Raw genomic sequence first — 15,861 nt, forward strand, 5'->3', positions numbered from 1 at the left:
ATGAGCTTAACATATAAGGAAATAATAACTGGCATTGTCACGCTTATCGGCGTGACAATGCTTTTTTCATGTCAGGGTAATCTAAACGAAATAAGAGCGTTGGATATTGAAGGCGACGCACCACAAGCCATTGCCGAAGGGATTAATCTGAAGTATACAGATTCCGGCAGAATGGTGGCGAACTTAAAAAGCCCTAAAATGAAGGATTTTACCAACAAAGAATTTCCTTACCGCGAGTTTCCTGAAGGACTGGAATTAGAGATCTACGACGAAAATAACGAGAAAAGTACGGTAACTTCAGATTACGGAATTATTTACGATGGTACCAATCTTATAGATCTACAGGGAAACGTGGTGATCTTTACAGCCGATAGTATGCGCCTGGAAGCTTCGCAGTTATTTTGGGATCAAAATATTAACTGGATTTTTACCGATAAACCCAACACTATTAAATTTCCAAATGGTGCGCTTAATGAAGGAGAAGGTTTTGATGCTAATCAAAATTTCGGTAATTTTCGGTCACGAACCAATGTTGGGGTTCAAATAATTAAAGACGATAAACCCGATGAGTAAATATTTTAGATATTTTGAATACGCTTATTTATTTATAGCTGCATTTTTTCTTTTCGAAAGTTTCAGAATTTGGAATACCGAGCGTAGCAGGGCCTATTTATTTATCTTTTTTGTCTTTATATCTATACTTATGTTCTTTTTTAAAAGGCGGTTTAGGCGTAAGATCGAAGAGCGTAACAAGAAGCAGTAATGGAGGTTGAAATTCTTATAATTGTTCTTTCCTTAATTTTATCTGCTTTCTTTTCTGGGATGGAGATCGCCTATATTTCTTCTAATAAGATCTATATTGAAATTGAAAAGCGGCAGAACGACTTCCTGGCCACTATTTTAAAGAGACTAACTAAAAAACCCTCAAAGTTTATAGCTACTATGTTAGTGGGTAATAATATTGCCCTGGTAGTTTATGGATTTTTTATGGGCGATTTGCTTATGAACTGGCTTCATGGGCTTCAACCGCTAAACAGTGCTTTTTTAGAGTATATTGTGGTAGATCTAAGCTTATTTACCCAAACGGTAATTTCTACTCTGGTTATTTTGCTTACTGCTGAGTTTCTTCCGAAGGTATTTTTCCAAATCTACGCGAATTCAATGCTAAAATTTTTCGCGGTCCCGGCCTATATATTCTATATGCTGTTCAGTTTTGTATCATCTTTTGTGATATGGGTTTCCGATTTTATTCTGAAAAGATTCTTTAAAACCGAAGGGGACGAAGTGCAACTCGCTTTTAGTAAAGTAGAATTGGGGAATTTCATCAACGAGCAGATGGAAACCGTAGAAGACGATGAAGAAGTGGATTCTGAAATTCAAATTTTTCAAAATGCCCTGCAGTTTTCAGATATAAAAGCAAGAGAAGTAATGGTGCCAAGAACCGAGATTATTGCGGTAGATCAACACCAGGCGCCAAAAGACCTTGTAAATACTTTTACTGAAACCGGTCTTTCAAAACTGTTGATTTATAATGAAACCATAGACGATGTAATTGGGTATGTGCATTCCTTCGAACTTTTTAAAAAGCCTGAATCTATAAAATCTATACTGCTGCCGGTAGTTTTTGTGCCGGAAACGATGTGGGTGAAAGATGTGTTAAATAACCTTACCAAAAAGCGTAAAAGTATTGCTGTAGTAATAGATGAATACGGCGGGACCAGTGGAATGATTACCGTAGAGGATATTGTAGAAGAACTTTTTGGGGAAATCCAGGACGAACACGATCCTGTTGTTCTTACCGAAGAGGAATTAGGGGAATCGCATTATAAATTTTCAGCAAGGTTAGAAGTAGATTATCTAAATGAGAACTATAAATTAAATATTCCCGAAGGGGAGAATTACGAAACCCTTGGCGGTTATATTGTGAACCATACCGAAGAAATTCCCCAGCAAAATGAAGAATTGCAGATAGATGATTTTTCATTTAAAATATTAGAAGTTTCCAATACCAAAATAGAATTGGTAGAATTAAAAATAAAGTCTGCAGATTAAATAGCGATTAGTTAATATTTTGCTAATTATAAGTTTTATAATTAGGTTAAAAACATTATTTTCGCCCACTATATTTCGATAAATAACAACTACAAATGGCAGTATTAAATAAAATCAGACAGCGTTCTGTTTTCTTGATCATCATCATTGCATTGGCACTTTTCTCTTTTGTGCTTGCCGATGTAATTCGTAACGGAGGCTTTTCTTCACAAAAAGACCAAAACACTATCGCAACCATAAACGGTGAAGAAGTGAGCAGAGAAGACTTTGCCCGGCAGGTAGAAGGTTATCAGCGTCAAATGGGTGCTAATGCAAGCACCAGTCAGGCTGTAAACCAGGTTTGGGAACAAACGCTTCGCGAAACTATTCTTAAAGAAGAATTAGAAAAGCTTGGAATTAGAGCTGGGAAAGCTCAAATAAGAGAGGTGATGCGCGTGCAAATGGGGAACAATCCTGCTTTTAGAAACGAAGCCGGTATGTTTGATGAGAACCGCGTGCGTGAATATATTGCCAGCCTAAGATCTACACAGCCTGAGGCTTACGAGCAATGGCTGCAAATGGAAGAAAACATGGGTGATATTGCTCGCCAAAATATGTATTTCTCTATGGTAACCGCCGGGATTGGTGCAACGATTACAGAGGCTGAGCAGGCTTACCGTTTTCAGAATAATAGCGTAGATCTTCGTTTTGTACAGTTGCCATATTCTTCTGTATCAGATGATGAAGTAGAGGTGACTAAAGATGAAATTAGAGCTTATATAAAAGAGAATCCTTCACAATTTCAAACCGAAGCTTCAAGAAATATCAGGTATGTTTATTTTGAAGAAAAAGCTTCAGATGAAGATGTAAAAGAAACTGAAGAGGCGTTAAATTCAATGCGAGAAAACCGTGTAGAATATAATGCTGTAACTAGCAGTAACGACACCTTACCAGGATTTAATACTACAAATGACTATGAAGATTTTGTAGAAGCAAATTCAGATCTTCCTTATGATGATAGGTTTAAGTTTAAAAACGAACTGCCTTCAGAATTTGCTGATGATCTTTTCAATTTAAATGAAGGTGAAACTTTTGGACCTTACAAGCACGATGGTTATTTCAAGCTTTCTAAATTGGTAGAGACCAAAGAAATTCCAGATTCAACTAAAGCTAGTCATATTCTTGTCGCTTACCAGGGGCAACAATTTGCACCAGATGTAACCAGAAGCAAAGAAGAAGCGAAGGCATTAGCCGATAGTCTTGCAAATGTAATTAGAGGAAATAAAGAGAAATTCGCTGAATTAGCAGCTGAATTTTCATCAGACCGTTCTAACAACCAGGATGGCGGAGATCTTGGCTATTTTGGACCTGGAGATATGGTTTCAGAATTTGATAACTACGTTTTAGAGAATAACCCTGGAGGTGTTGGTGTTGTAGAAACAGATTTCGGTTTCCACGTAATTCATATTGAAGAGCAAACCGAAAGAGAAAAAGCAGTGAAAATTGCTACTATCGCGAGAGAATTAGAAGCTTCAGAACGTTCCAGAAACAACCTGTTCAACGAAACTACTAAGTTTGAGATCGCTGCAGGAGAAGGAGATTTTACCAAGGTTGCTAAAGAAGGTAATTATAATATTAGAACCGTTAATAACGTAAAAGCTTTAGATGAAAATATCCCCGGAGTTGGACAGCAAAGAAGAATTGTTCAGTGGGCTTTTGAGGACGAAGCCAGTGTTGGTGATATTAAACGTTTTGACATTCCATCGGGATATGTTGTTGCGCAGTTAACAGCTAAGAATAAAGAAGGATTAATGACTGCTGAAAATGCGTCCTCTAAAGTACTTCCAATCCTTACAAAAGAAAAAAAGGCTGAAATTCTTAAAGGAAAAATTAATAGTAAAAACCTTCAGAAGATCGCTTCTAAGAATAATACTATAGTGCAAACTGCAAATGCGGTTAACCTTGGTAGCCCAACATTACCGGGCGCAGGTAGAGAACCAGAAGTTGTAGGATCTGTATTTGCTTTAGAGCCGGGTAGTGTAAGTAATCCTATTGCAGGAAACAATGGAGTTTACGTTGTAGAACTTGAAAGTAAGAATGAAGCTCCGGCAATGAATTCTTACCAGGGAATTGCACAACAGGAAACTGCACAAAGAAGACAGAATGCTTCTCAAAGACTTTTTGAAGCACTTCGTGAAAAAGCAGAGATTGAAGATAATCGTGCAAGATTCTACTAGTAGAATAAGCGTTTAGATATAAAAAAGCCCCGGTAAATTTTACCGGGGCTTTTTTATGTGGTTTTTTCGAGTAAATTAGATTCCCGAAAATCTTCGGGAGTCTAAGATCTCTTACAGTCGGTTTTTATAGCACAATATCTTGAAAAGCAAAAATCGTTTTGAAACCTTTGTTCTCAAAATATTCAAAAACCGCTGCTTGGTCTCCGGTAACCATTATAAAGTCGCCGCCCCAGCCGCCAAGGCTTTTAATCGCTCCCGGAAATTCAGGGAAGCGTTCTTGTTTTACTTTTGGTGTTTGGAGCGTCCTGGATAATAAAGTCTCGTGAATATTGATAAGCAATTCAAATTCAGTTAGTGTAGTACAATTCAAAAACTGCTCGGTAAGTGAAGAGATTTTTTCTGATAAACCGGTTTTGTTTGTTTCAGGTAAGGCTTTGTAATGTTCAATCGCATCCCGACTATTCTTTTTCTCATTTAGGTAAACAAAAAATATATTATCAGAGTAATCTGGGTGAAAATTGCTTCTTAAAACCGAAGGTTCATTTTGGGTAAGCTGGTAAGTGATCGCCTGCTCATTTTGCGCGGCAGCAATGTCATAACCACTGCCTCCAAAGGTGTTTTTAAGCAATTTAAAGGCATCTACGCCAAACCAGTTAGCAATATTGTTGATTAAAGTTGAAGAGGTTCCCAGACCCCAATTTCTATTGAAATTTAAACGGGTATTCACTCTAATTCCGGTTTTTCCAGTCGAGAATATTTCCGGGTTTAATTTATTTGCTTCATTTAGGATCTCTACTAGTCGTTCTGAAACTTCTTGCTCTCCTTTTATCTGCTGAAATTCCCCATTTTTAAAATTAAATTCTCCCTGAAACCATAAATTACCATGTTCATCAAAACTATTCCATTCAATATTTTTGCCTTCAGAAGTTTCTATTTCCAGGGATTGGCCGAATTTTGTAGGAACCGCCAGAGCCTTTGCACCATCTAAAACAGCATATTCTCCCGTAATTAAAAGTTTGCCATTACTGTAAAACTCTTTCTTCATGAATTCCTCAATTTGTTTAACTCTTCAACAGCGCTGCTGTGGGTTACGGTGTGTTTAGTAAAATGTTTAGTAAGGGTTTTCTTTTCAGCTTCAGTAGCATTATGCTGATTTAAAATATTCATCAAATGCATTTTCATATGTCCTTGCTGAATTCCCGTAGTGGTTAAAGAATTAATTGCAGCGAAGTTTTGGGCCAGGCCGGCAACGGCTACAATTTTCATCAATTCTTTAGCGCTGGGTTGTTGTAAAATATCCAGGGCCAGTTTAACTAAAGGATGTAAACTCGTTAATCCGCCAACGGTACCCAGGGCCAAAGGAATTTCTATCCAGAATTTAAAAATACCGTTTTCAAGGCTGGCGTGGGTTAAGCTAGAGTATTTTCCATTTCTGGCGGCATAAGCATGAATTCCGGCTTCTACCGCTCTAAAATCGTTTCCGGTAGCCAGAACCACGGCGTCAATGCCGTTCATAATCCCTTTATTGTGGGTTACAGCTCGATAAGGTTCTACTTCGGCAATATTTACGGCCTGTATAAATTTCTTTGCGAAGTCCTCTCCATTTAGATCTTTATTTTCATTGAGTTCTTCTACCGGGCAGGAAACTTCAGCTCTCACTAAACATTCCGGCACATAGTTAGAAAGAATACTCATAATAATTTCTATATCCTTCTCTTCCGAAGAGAAATCCGAATAATCCCGGGCTTCATTCTGGAAAACTTCTGCGAATTTTTCGAGGCAGGAATTTATAAAATTCGCACCCATGGAATCTTTAGTTTCAAACTCGCAATGCAGCTGGTAGTAATTATCAATTTCAGCAGTTTTATCTTTCAATTTTATATCTAAAACCCCGCCGCCGCGTTTTTCCATATTACGGGTAATAGGTTTTACCGCTTCCAAAAGTTTAGGTTTGGTAGTTTTAAAAAACTGCTCCAGCTTTTGCTTATTTCCAAAGAAATTAAAATGAACCTGGCCTATTTTTTTTGTATCAATTACTTCAGCTTTAAATCCGCCTCGGGTTCTCCAGAATTTAGCGGCTTTACTAGCTGCTGCAATTACCGAGCTTTCTTCAATAGCCATAGGAATAGCGAGTAAATCTCCGTTGATCAGGAAATTTGGTGCCAGCCCAAAAGGCAGGTAGAAATTAGATAAAGTATTTTCGGTAAATTCGTCGTGTAACTGTTGCAACCTGGAATCTTCGTTCCAGTATTGCCTAAGAACTGCCACATCTTCGGGACGGTCTTTAAGGTAGGTTTCAGCTAGCCAGTCTATTTTCTCCTTCTTGGTGAGCCTGGAAAAGCCGGTGATAGGTTTTATCATTTTTGAAGCTAATTTAGAGTGCACAAAGATACAATTGTTATTTAAGGGAATTGTGCTTTAGGTTTTGAGAAAGTTTAAGCGATTTATCTTTAACAAATCCTTAGTATTTAACACTCAAATGCTACTCTTTTTGCTGAAATTTTAGTAAACTTGGCAATCAAAATTCATTTTATAAATTTTATGAAGTTCTCAAAAATATTGGTTGGGTTGTTAATTACGGCAACCTCAACAATTTACGCGCAGGATAAAGAAATTAGCCTCGAAGAAATCTACGACGGCACCTTTAGACAGGAACGTTTACAATCCCTACAATCTTTAGACAATGGTAAGGAATACGTGGTTTTAAATCGCGATCGCAATGCTAACACCAGTAGCATAGATGTTTATTCCTATAAAAGTGGTGAGAAGGTTAGAAGTCTTTTAAATAGTAAAGATCTTAGTGAAATTTCCAGGTTCCAGGGATTTGAGCTTAGTGAAAATGAAGATAAGATTTTGCTTTCTACCAATATGGAGCAAATTTACCGCCGTTCTTCTCGCGGAATTTATTATATCTACGATGTAGAAGGTAAAACGCTTACCAAATTAAGCGACAATAAAGTTCAGGAGCCAACTTTCTCTCCAGATGCTTCTAAAGTGGCTTACGTTTTTGAAAATAATATTTACACTTACGATATCGCTTCAGGCGAAGAAACTCAGGTGACTACAGATGGAGAGAAAAACAAACTAATCAATGGGGTAACCGATTGGGTTTATGAAGAAGAATTTGCTTTTGTAAGAGCTTTCGACTGGAATAAAACCGGAACTCATTTAGCTTACCTTAAATTTGATGAATCTGAAGTTCCTGAATTTTCTATGGATATGTTTGGGCAGGATCTATACCCGAGTCAGCAGGTTTTTAAATATCCAAAAGCCGGAGAAGCAAATTCTGAAGTTTCCCTTTATACTTATGAGTTAGCTGCTGAAGAAAGTGAAAAAGTTGAACTTGGAGACTATGAAGATTTTTATATCCCAAGAATTAAGTGGACACAGGATCCTGAGATTTTAAGTGTACAGGTTTTAAACAGACACCAAAACGATCTGGATCTTATTTTCGTTGATGCTGAAGATAATGAAACTGAAGTGGTAATGAATGAGACCGATGAAGCCTATATAGATATCACAAACAACCTTACTTTTCTTGAAGACAATAGTTTTATTTGGACTAGCGAAAAGGATGGTTGGAATCATATTTACCTTTATGATGAAGACGGCGAGCTGGAAAATCAGGTTACCGAAGGAAACTGGGAAGTAACTGACTATTATGGTTACGATGAAGATTCTAAGAAGATCTTTTATCAGAGTACAGAAAACGGAAGCGTAAACCGTGATGTATATTCTATAAAGATTAACGGTAAGAACAAAACCCGTTTAACTGAAAAAGAAGGAATGAACAGCGCCGATTTTAGCGCAGACTATACCTATTTTATCAATTCTTACACAAGCACCGAAACTCCTTATGAGTTCACATTACATAATGCGAAAAATGGTAAACTGGTAAGAAAGATCAAAGATAATTCGGCTTTATTGGAAAAAGAAGCGGCTTATAATTTTGCTCCAAAAGAACTTAGCACTATTGAAGTGAATGGTAATGAGCTTAATATGTGGATAATCAAGCCAAATGATTTTGACGAGAATAAAGAATATCCATTATTAATGTTTCAATATTCGGGTCCAGGTTCTCAGGAGGTTTCTAATTCTTACTTCGGCACTAACGACTACTGGTATCAGTTACTCGCTAACGAAGGCTATATTATAGCAGCCGTAGACGGCCGTGGTACAGGCTTTAAAGGTGCAGCCTTTAAAAAAGTAACCCAGAATGAACTCGGTAAATATGAAGTTGAAGACCAAATAGCTGCGGCGAAAAAATTTGGCGAAATGGATTATATAGATGAAGACCGAATTGGAATTTGGGGATGGAGCTACGGAGGTTTTATGTCTTCTAACGCCATTCTTAAAGGAAACGATACTTTCTCTATGGCCATAGCCGTAGCGCCGGTAATTAGCTGGAGATTTTACGATACCATCTATACCGAAAGATATATGACTACGCCTCAGGAAAATCCTTCAGGTTATGATGAGAATTCACCTATAAACCACGTAGAGAAATTAAAAGGCGATTACCTTTTAATTCACGGTGGAGGAGACGATAATGTACATCTACAGAACACCATGAGAATGGTTGAAGCTTTAGTGCAGGCGAATAAGCAATTTGACTGGGCTATCTATCCAGACAGAAACCACGGTATCTATGGCGGTAACACGAGATTACACCTATATACAATGATGACCGATTTTATTAAAGAAAAACTATAATCAAAACAAAAAAAAATGGAATTTAAATTCGGAGGATCTGAATATAATCAAAGAACTGTACTGGGACACCCTTCTGGTTTATTTGTTCTCTTCTTCACAGAAATGTGGGAACGCTTTTCTTATTATGGTATGCGTGCATTGCTTGTTCTTTTTCTTACTGCTTCTATAATGGAAAATGGTTGGGCATGGGAAAGACAGGATGCTCTTATACTTTATGGTTGGTACATAGGGCTTGTTTACATCACTCCAATATTTGGGGGATTGATAGCAGATAAGTTTCTTGGTTATCGACGCGCTGTAGTCGTAGGGGCCTTAATAATGACCTTAGGTCATGCTTCAATGGCTCTTGAAGGTTTTACAAATGTTTTTTTCTATTTAGGATTACTTCTTTTGATATTAGGCAATGGTTTATTTAAGCCAAATATTTCTTCAATTGTGGGGCAACTTTATAAAACTGACGATAAAGAGAAAGATGCCGGATACACAATTTTCTATATGGGTATCAATGCCGGAGCTTTTCTTGGTATTTTACTTTGCGGATATATTGGAGAAAAAGTGGGATGGCATTGGGGTTTTGGTCTCGCCGGGATTTTTATGTTTTTTGGAATGTTGCAATTCTACTTTGCACAGAAGATATTTGGTAAGATTGGTCTTACCCCTAAGAAAGCCGATGATTATGTAGATGATCATACTATAAAAGGAGAAGTTGAAGATAATACGGGAAAACCTATTTTAGAAGATAATCTTGAAAACTCGGTGAAACCTGAGCCTGCAGCCAAGGTCAAAAAAGATCGAATAATTGTAATCTCAGTTTTTGCATTTTTTACAATATTTTTTTGGTGGGCTTTTGAACAGGCCGGTGGGTCTATGACTATTTTTGCAGCAGATTATACTGATAGGGATCTATTAGGAGGTGAGGCAATTACTTTTAAAATAATTAATGCTTTTATTACAGTAATACCATTAATGGTAATTACCTGGGTTCTTCTTATGTTGTTCAAACAAACCTTTGGTAGATATGCTAAATCCAATATTTTTCTGGGAACCAGTTTTGTAATAATATGGGGTATTGTTATTTGGATGCTATATAATGAATTTCAGGTGGATACTGCTGAAGTGCCGGCTTCATGGTTTTCAGTTTTGAACTCCTTATTCATAATATTATTTGCTCCTGTATTCTCTAAAATTTGGGAAAGTAGATTTAATCCTTCTGGCCCTGTTAAGTTCGGAATAGGACTGATACTACTTGGAATCGGATTCGCATCTTTAGCCTACGGTGCCTTTGGAATTCCCCAGGGAGCTGAAACTGCCACTGTAAGTATGATATGGTTAATTTTAGCGTATTTCTTTCACACAATAGGTGAACTTTGTGTTTCACCGGTAGGTCTTAGTTATGTAAGCAAATTATCTCCTCCCAAACTGGTAGGACTTATGTTTGGAATTTGGTTTTTAGCAAATTTTATAGCTGGCATTCTTGGAGGTTATACCGGTGGCTACATAGACAGCATCTCTGAACAATATGGATTATCGGTGTTTTTCTTAATCTTTACTTTGATTCCAATTTTTATGGGCTTGTTAATGGTGGCAATAAATAAATTCCTGATAAAAAAGATGCACGGAATAAGATAGAGGCAGAAAATTTCCTTCTAATGGTTTCTAAAATATATACTTTCAATGATATATCATTAGTTAAAAATCAATTCACTAAAAAAGGTGGAGCTTAAAACTCCACCTTTTTACTTCTTGATTATTTCGAAATTTACTATTTCGCTCCACCCGGACTTCCGGATGCTAATAATCTCCTTCCGTGTGCTTCATTGTCCATGAATCCTTTTGCCATATAACCAATACCATACATTAGATAATACCACCCGGAACGACCATCTCCGCCTGTAATTTCATATGATTCATCTAAGGATATTTCTGTAACTGAGTAATTATTAAGATTTTTCATGTTATTTATTTAAGGTTATTAATTAGTTTATCTATTATCATAAGCTGCTGCACCATCGCTTAGACCATCTTTGATATCATCAAAGTTTTCCCAGGCAGACCATAAAACCGCAACAGGCCACCATGGACCAGCTTTGCCGCCATTTATATTTCGTAAATCCTCTTTTTTGAGAATTGATACCCCATAATTTTCAGTATTTTTCATAAAGAATGTTTTAATTAATATTTGATTATTAAATTAGATCTATGCGCATGAAATGATCTGATTCAACGAATATAATCTCGTTCACTGCATAATCATTGCAGTTTGTTATAAACTTAAATTTTATCTACTTTATCTTTTTCTTATGTTACTTTAAGTTTTATTTTCACACTTTAGGAACGTTTTTTGTTTTACAAACATTCTAAAAGCGATACATGATTAGAGTAATTACCATATTTTTTCTGTTTATAGGAATTAATAGCCAGGCCCAGGAGATTAACTGGATGAGTATGAATGAGGCTCTGGCAGCACAGGAAAAAGAACCTAAAAAGATTTTTATGGATGCCTATACCGTTTGGTGCGGCCCCTGTAAAATGTTAGATAAGAATACTTTTACCAACAACGATGTAATCGAGTTTGTAAATGAAAATTATTATCCTGTAAAGTTTAATGCTGAAGGTCCTGAGGAAATTGATTTTAAAGGACAGCTATTTAAAAATCCGCAATACGATCCTGAAAAGAAACAAAGGAGAAATTCGCCACACCAGTTAGCGAGGGCTTTAAAGATTACCGGCTATCCAAGCCTTGTTTTTTTTGATGAAGAAGCCAATTTAATTGCTCCTATTCCGGGATATAGAACCCCAAAACAGCTTGAGCTTTATTTAAAACTCTTTGCGGAAGATGAATATAAAAAAATGACTTCTAAAGAAGCTTTTGCGGAATACCAGGAAAATTTTGAAGGTTCTTTTGAGTAAAATATTTCAGTTTCAAGTAAAATTTAAGTGTTAGTTGATAGTGGGCCTTATGGTTCAGTAGAGATGCGAAAAGCCCCGTTTTTACCTGTATGGTGAAAACGGGTTTTTTGTTTTTTGGCGGTTTTTGCCCAACGGGATACGTAACTATGATAGTTGCTCGCATCGGCAACAATTATTTTAGGCTTTAAAACTCTAATTAGCCTTTCTAAGTTGATTTTAGGGGAGTCTCGAAGTAAGACTAAATCTGGATTAAAATCATTCAACTTGTAAACTGCGCTGCTATCAACAATTAAAATTGATGCCATGGAAGTATTCAGAATATCAGGAATTATCTTTTCTTCAATTTTGTTAATATTTCTTCCCGTTTTATAATCTTTTAGCCGAATTTCATCTTGCAGCCTGTCTTCTAAATTATGGTAAAGTGTGAAATTTTTTGGCTCGTCAATACCTATCATAGTTTTTCTGGGCTTATGAAAAACGATATTTTCTAAAGTTGAATGCTGTATTTTGCTGTAGAGCATACTGCTTTGAAATATTACAATTCCGCAAAGAAAGAAAACTAGATTCCTGAAGTTTTTTTGATAGAGTAAAAGAATAAAAAAGAAAACCAATAAATAGGCACTAAGGTTTTGCCAGATATTAAAATGAATATTGGTAAACACAAAATCTTCTTTCCCTGCAACCCATGCAATAAACTTATTCATTAACCCAATGAGGTTTCCATAGATTTCGGCTAGAATGTCGGGCAATAGATTTAATAAAGCTAGTAGAATAACAAGAATTCCCAGGCCTAGAATTAGTCCCAGAACCGGTAAAACTACCAGGTTAGAAAGAAAGAATAAACCCGGAAATTGATGAAAATAAAATAAGCTTAAAGGTAAAACCCCAATTTGCGCAGCGATGCTCACCGTGAATAAACTCCAAAAATATTTTACGATTTTAAACTTTGGTTGCCAAAGTTTAAAAAGTTTAAGTTGAATGGTGACAATGGCAAAAACCGCAAGATAACTCAGTTGAAAACCAACCTGAAATATAAAATAAGGATTTACAAGTAGTAAAATAAACAACGAAATAAACAAACTGTTCAAAACACTGGTTTTCCGCCGCATTTGCATCCCAATAGTAATAAAAGAAAACATCGTCACCGCCCGAACTACCGAAGGCGAAAGTCCTGCCAACATAGCGAAACCCCACATTAATAAAATTAAAATGATGGTTTTTAAAACAAGCCCGTTTTTTAGATAATTAAGAGGAGTGAAGAGCCAATTTAAAATGAGCAAAATAATCCCAACGTGGAGACCAGAAACGGCTAGGATATGAATAGCACCTGCCGCTGCATATTCATCGTAAATTTCTTTTGAAATATCTTGCCGTTGCCCTAATAATAAAGCCTGCATTATGGCTAATTCATCTTTGCTGAATTTAGCTTCTGATAGGTTTTGGATTAATTGCTCCCTGAAATTAGAAATATGAGTTAGCAGCCTCTTTTCTGTATGCGGTAAAATTTGGATCTCGGTTTTTCGCAACTGTAATTGCTTTTCTACCTTTTGCTTCTGCATAAACTTTCGGTAATTAAACCGGTAGGGATTTAAAGGCTCAGCAATATTTGTAAGCTTGCCTGGAACTAGCAATTTCATTCCTGACTTTATATCTTGCTGGATAGAATCTTTGGAAATGTTGAGTAAAACTTTTCCCTTTGCTGGAATTGAATTTTTACCTAAAAATATCGTTTCTACTTCAGCGATATATGGCTGGTTATAGAGATTGGGTTTCAGGATTTCAATGACACGAATTTGTATGACATCTGCTTCAGCAGTTTGAAGATTGATATAATGTTGCGGCTGATTTTTAGGCTGATGAAGATAAGCGGTTGCTATTCCCAATGTGAAGATCAAACTCCAGGTGCATATTCCGAAGAAGATATCGTCGAATATCTTTCTACGGGCTCTTAAAAAGCTTATACAGAAAATAAGAAATAAGGAAGCAAAAAATATAAAAAGTAAGTTTGTTGGCAGATCTATAGAAAATCCGGTAATGATTCCCAGGATTAGGAATATGGAAAGCTTTATGATGGTAAAATTCAAAAATTGCATCCCTGTTGTTTTTTGTAGGGCAGCAATTATCTAATGAAGATACTAAAAATTATAAAATGCGACGTGCCATAACAAAATTACCATTCCAATATGGCTCAGAAAGAGAGGATACAATAACACCCCGGGAGGTAGAGGCGTGAATAAAATAGATGTCGTCACGTTCTATTTCTACCACCAAACCAACGTGATTAATAACTTTGCGATTCTTGTTGGTTTCAAAAAAAAGTAGGTCGCCGGGATTTACTTCTTTTAAATAAAGACGCTCACCTTCCAGAGACATTGCACGAGAAGTTCTGGGAATGGCGATATCTTCTTCTAAAAATGCGGTGTAAATAAGTCCGGAGCAATCCATACCTCGCTTTGTAGTGCCGCCGTATTTATAGCGCGTGCCTTCAAATCTTTTTGCATTAGAAATAATATTGTAAACCTTTTCATTGGCAGGTTGAATTTCAGGATTTTCGGGGCGGGAATATCTCTCTGAACGATTTTCTTCACTTTTAGTAGTGATAACCTTAGAGCGTGAGCTTCCGCAGGAAATAAGGCTTATAAGGAAAAGGCCTAAAAAAAGTGATTTAAAAACTTTCAACATAGATCAATTTTTAATCCCTCATTGAGGTTTTAAATTTTTCCGAGGCTTGGCTCGAAATTAAAAAAATACCTATTAATTTCTCCTGGCTTTAACTCCAGGTTTTTGAATGGATTTTACAATAAGTTTCGCTGTTTTCTCGCTGGCGCCTTTTCCGCCTAATTTTTGTTCCAATTCAAAATAATCTTTAAAGATTTTGGTGCGGTGCTCGTGCTCCAGTATTTTCTTAAACTCTTTTTTAAGTGTTTTAGTATTGAAATCGTTCTGAATTAACTCCTTCACTACCTCTCGATTCATAATGAGGTTTACCAGTGAGATATAATCTAAATTTACAATTCTACGAGCAATTTGGTAGGAAACATAGCTGCCTTTATAGCAAACCACTTCCGGGATTTTAAATAAAGCGGTTTCTAAAGTCGCTGTACCCGAAGTTACCATAGCCGCGTGAGCAAGACTTAATACATCATAGGTTTTATTCATGATGAGTTTGATGTTCTTTTGCTTAATAAAAGGAGCGTAGAACTCTGCATCCTGGCTGGGTGCGCCTGCAATTACAAATTGGTATCCAGGAAAATCTGGAGTTATGCTTAACATAACCTCCAGCATTTTTGAAATTTCCTGTTTTCGACTTCCGGGTAAAACGGCAATTATAGGTCTTTCGTCCAGGTCATACTCTTTTTTTAGTATGGGTACATTTGGAAGCTTTTTCTGGCCAATGGCATCAATAAGCGGGTGCCCTACAAAATGAACCGGAAAATTATGTTTTTCTTCATAAAACTCTTTTTCAAATGGCAATATCACGTACATATGATCTATATCCCGTTTTATCGCATTGATCCTGTTTTCTTTCCAGGCCCAGATTTGTGGAGAAATATAATAATGTGTCTGGTAGCCTTGTTCTCTAGCCCATTTTGCGATCCTTAAATTGAAGCCGGGATAATCTACAAAAATGATGGCATCAGGATTAAAAGCACTGATATCTTCCTTGCAAAAGGAAATATTTTTAAGAATGGTTTTTAGATTGAAAAGCACCTCTACAAAACCCATAAAAGCTAATTCTCGATAATGCTTTACCAGCTGCCCGCCCTGTTCCTGCATAAGATCGCCACCCCAAAACCTGAATTCAGCCTGGGAATCGTTCTCTTTTAAAGCGCGCATCAGGTTAGATGCGTGAAGATCTCCAGAAGCTTCACCGGCAATAATGTAGTATTTCATGAGTTTATAAATTTTTTCCGCTTCAGGAATTGGTGACAGGTGCTCGTTATCTGCCTATTTACCATTCCTGTTTTGT

General features: G+C 36.6%; 13 protein-coding genes. 6 read left to right on the forward strand and 7 right to left on the reverse strand.

Features of this window, described 5'->3' with window-relative positions:
• The 3 genes from lptC (at position 1) to APB85_RS07285 (ending at position 4,268) form a co-directional block, all read left to right on the forward strand.
• The gene (gene lptC, locus APB85_RS07270) at positions 1-573 is read left to right on the forward strand and encodes an LPS export ABC transporter periplasmic protein LptC (RefSeq protein WP_057482666.1); all 573 of its coding nucleotides are present in this window, start codon (positions 1-3) and stop codon (positions 571-573) included.
• A 189-nt stretch (positions 574-762) separates the two neighbouring features.
• Complete coding sequence (locus tag APB85_RS07280) at positions 763-2,052, forward strand: hemolysin family protein (RefSeq protein WP_057482668.1); 1,290 nt, start codon at positions 763-765, stop codon at positions 2,050-2,052.
• Positions 2,053-2,147: 95 nt separating this feature from the next.
• Positions 2,148-4,268 carry a peptidylprolyl isomerase gene (locus APB85_RS07285; RefSeq protein ID WP_057482669.1) on the forward strand — a complete coding sequence of 707 codons (2,121 nt, stop codon included), beginning with the start codon at positions 2,148-2,150 and terminating at the stop codon, positions 4,266-4,268.
• A gap of 124 nt (positions 4,269-4,392) precedes the next feature.
• Here APB85_RS07285 and APB85_RS07290 read toward each other — a convergent pair whose 3' ends face one another.
• Both APB85_RS07290 and APB85_RS07295 read right to left on the reverse strand, forming a co-directional pair.
• On the reverse strand, positions 4,393-5,313 hold the full coding sequence (locus APB85_RS07290; protein ID WP_057482670.1) for a GYDIA family GHMP kinase: 921 nt from the start codon (positions 5,311-5,313) through the stop codon (positions 4,393-4,395).
• Complete coding sequence (locus APB85_RS07295; protein WP_262506269.1) at positions 5,310-6,653, reverse strand: hydroxymethylglutaryl-CoA reductase, degradative; 1,344 nt, start codon at positions 6,651-6,653, stop codon at positions 5,310-5,312. Before APB85_RS07295 ends, APB85_RS07290 begins: the two co-directional genes overlap by 4 nt.
• A 156-nt stretch (positions 6,654-6,809) precedes the next feature.
• On the opposite strand from APB85_RS07295, the gene APB85_RS07300 reads away from it, so the two are divergent.
• Both APB85_RS07300 and APB85_RS07305 read left to right on the forward strand, forming a co-directional pair.
• Positions 6,810-8,981, forward strand: a complete 2,172-nt coding sequence (locus tag APB85_RS07300; protein WP_057482731.1) for a S9 family peptidase — start codon at positions 6,810-6,812, stop codon at positions 8,979-8,981.
• A 15-nt stretch (positions 8,982-8,996) separates the two neighbouring features.
• Positions 8,997-10,610, forward strand: a complete 1,614-nt coding sequence (locus tag APB85_RS07305) for a peptide MFS transporter (protein ID WP_057482672.1) — start codon at positions 8,997-8,999, stop codon at positions 10,608-10,610.
• A 133-nt stretch (positions 10,611-10,743) separates the two neighbouring features.
• Here APB85_RS07305 and APB85_RS07310 read toward each other — a convergent pair whose 3' ends face one another.
• Positions 10,744-10,935, reverse strand: a complete 192-nt coding sequence (locus APB85_RS07310) for a hypothetical protein (RefSeq protein WP_057482673.1) — start codon at positions 10,933-10,935, stop codon at positions 10,744-10,746.
• A gap of 27 nt (positions 10,936-10,962) precedes the next feature.
• Positions 10,963-11,139 (reverse strand): hypothetical protein, encoded by a 177-nt coding sequence (locus tag APB85_RS17280; protein ID WP_160319258.1) that lies wholly within the window; start codon positions 11,137-11,139, stop codon positions 10,963-10,965.
• Positions 11,140-11,351: 212 nt separating this feature from the next.
• Here APB85_RS17280 and APB85_RS07315 point away from each other — a divergent pair, with 212 nt between their 5' ends.
• On the forward strand, positions 11,352-11,891 hold the full coding sequence (locus APB85_RS07315; protein ID WP_057482674.1) for a thioredoxin family protein: 540 nt from the start codon (positions 11,352-11,354) through the stop codon (positions 11,889-11,891).
• A gap of 47 nt (positions 11,892-11,938) precedes the next feature.
• On the opposite strand, the gene APB85_RS07320 is transcribed toward APB85_RS07315, so the two are convergent.
• From APB85_RS07320 to lpxB, 3 genes are all read right to left on the reverse strand, one after another.
• On the reverse strand, positions 11,939-13,984 hold the full coding sequence (locus APB85_RS07320) for a ComEC/Rec2 family competence protein (RefSeq protein ID WP_057482675.1): 2,046 nt from the start codon (positions 13,982-13,984) through the stop codon (positions 11,939-11,941).
• 49 nt (positions 13,985-14,033) lie between these two features.
• Positions 14,034-14,573 carry a C40 family peptidase gene (locus APB85_RS07325; RefSeq protein ID WP_057482676.1) on the reverse strand — a complete coding sequence of 180 codons (540 nt, stop codon included), beginning with the start codon at positions 14,571-14,573 and terminating at the stop codon, positions 14,034-14,036.
• A gap of 72 nt (positions 14,574-14,645) precedes the next feature.
• Positions 14,646-15,785 carry a lipid-A-disaccharide synthase gene (lpxB, locus tag APB85_RS07330; RefSeq protein WP_057482677.1) on the reverse strand — a complete coding sequence of 380 codons (1,140 nt, stop codon included), beginning with the start codon at positions 15,783-15,785 and terminating at the stop codon, positions 14,646-14,648.
• Positions 15,786-15,861 lie beyond the last annotated feature (76 nt).

Origin of the sequence: Salegentibacter mishustinae (assembly GCF_002900095.1) — a bacterium.
GTDB lineage: Bacteria > Bacteroidota > Bacteroidia > Flavobacteriales > Flavobacteriaceae > Salegentibacter > Salegentibacter mishustinae.